General features: G+C 46.6%; 2 protein-coding genes. Both read right to left on the bottom strand.

What is annotated here, in order from left to right:
- The coding region (locus B3M90_RS00075) for a YbaB/EbfC family nucleoid-associated protein (protein WP_290781992.1) at positions 1-182 on the bottom strand (182 nt) is incomplete at its 3' end.
- A gap of 18 nt (positions 183-200) precedes the next feature.
- A partial coding sequence (gene dnaX, locus B3M90_RS00070; protein WP_290781990.1) for a DNA polymerase III subunit gamma/tau occupies positions 201-1,893 on the bottom strand: 1,693 nt, incomplete at its 5' end.

Here is a 1,893-nt window from a genome sequence, read left to right as displayed (position 1 = left end):
ACTTCTTCTTTAATGATGACATCTACGATATTTTTATGACCATCGGCGACGACTGAGACCATTTCCCCGCCTGCTGTACCTGTCACTGTCAAATCTTTTAATTCTTCTTGTGCTTTCGCCATATCCTTTTGCATCTTCTGCATCTGTTTCATCATATTATTCATGTTTCCCATTCCGCGCATCTGTATTCCTCCTCGAATTTAATCTTCGAACTCTACGATATCACCAAAACGACCAAGCGTCTCGGACAATAACTGATCGCTCTCCGATTCTTGTTTTGTTTCCTTCTCTTCTATACTACTACTATTTCGCTTAGCAACAAACTCTGCCTTCAGTTCATGCCAATCGTTTGAGAGAATCGCTAAAATTTCGCGTTTGACGCCGCATATTTCATATAATGCTTCCTCAATCACGAAACGTGTTCGTTCATTGGTCATGACTTGCTCGAAATGCCATCCCTTACCGTCATCGAATTCGATCAATAGCGTATCCGCAGAGCAGAGAACCGGTTTACTTTCATGAAGCAACGAGTAGATTGGTCCATCTTCTTTTAGAATCCACTTTAGGATATGATCCCAGCGTTCCTGAATCTCACGCAACTGGGCTTTTTCTGCTCGTTCTAGCATTTGGCGAATCCGCTCTTTGGCGATTCGAACGGTTGGTCGTCCTTGTTTCCGCTTCGGCTGCGCTTGTGGTGCAGCCGCTTCTTGAGCTGGAACACCATTCGACTTCCACTGATGCATCTGTTCCTTCATTTCGCGGACTTCCTGCTGCAACGCTTGGACGATCTGCCCCGTCGTTCTTCCTTGTTCCGCGATTTGAATGAAGGCAATCTCAACGAGGACCCGCGGATGATTCGTTAATCGCATTTGTTGTTGGCAGTCATGTAACTGATCAATGATCGTAAAGCATGTCTCTGCTTCAATCGATTCAACGAATTGTTTGAACTCATCCGTCGGGCGAGCACGCTCTAGCAAGTCGACAGCTGTAGGAGAGGCTTTCAATAATAAGGTGTCTCGGTAAAAGAAGACAAGATCCTCAACGAAACGTTTTAAATCTTTTCCCGCTCGTTGCATCGTCTCAAGCGTCTGTAACAACTGGTCGACTTGATGTTCATGCAAGGCACGGGCAATGTTTAGTAATGCTTCATCTTCTACTGCCCCTGTTACTTCAAGAACAGCTGCATCGTTCAAATCACCGTTTGAAAAAGCAACCGCTTGGTCGAGTAGACTCAGCGCATCACGCATACCTCCATCTGCCGCTCGGGCGATCAATCGTAATGCCGTGTCCGAATACTCGATCGATTGGTCTTTTAAGATATATTGCATCCGCTCTACAAGTTGATCGACTTCATGCCGCTTTACATCGAAACGTTGGCAGCGGGAGATGATCGTCGCTGGGATTTTATGTGGTTCGGTCGTTGCTAAGATGAAGATGGCGTGTGCCGGCGGTTCTTCTAGTGTTTTAAGCAGTGCATTAAAGGCGCCTGTCGACAACATGTGTACTTCATCAATGATATAGACTTTATAGGCTGCTTCTGAAGGGGGATATTTGACTTTATCCCGGATTTCCCGAATTTCATCTACGCCGTTATTGGAAGCGGCATCGATTTCGAAGACGTCTGGACTTGATCCTTCCGTGATCGCAAGACACGTGGGGCACGTATTACACGGTTCTTTGACCGGAGCATGCTCACAGTTGATCGCTTTAGCGATGATTTTGGCAAGACTCGTTTTTCCCGTTCCACGAGGACCCGAAAATAGATAGGCGTGGGACATGCGTCCCTCCATCAATGCATTTTGGATCGTACGGGTGATATGCGCTTGTCCAACGACTTCGTCGAAACGTTGCGGACGGTATACGCGGTATAGTGCTTGATAGGCCAAGTTTGCG

The sequence above is a fragment of the Exiguobacterium sp. UBA6309 genome, from assembly GCF_002439205.1.
Classification (GTDB): Bacteria; Bacillota; Bacilli; order Exiguobacteriales; family Exiguobacteriaceae; genus Exiguobacterium_A.
This window is presented reverse-complemented; position numbering and strand designations above follow the sequence as displayed.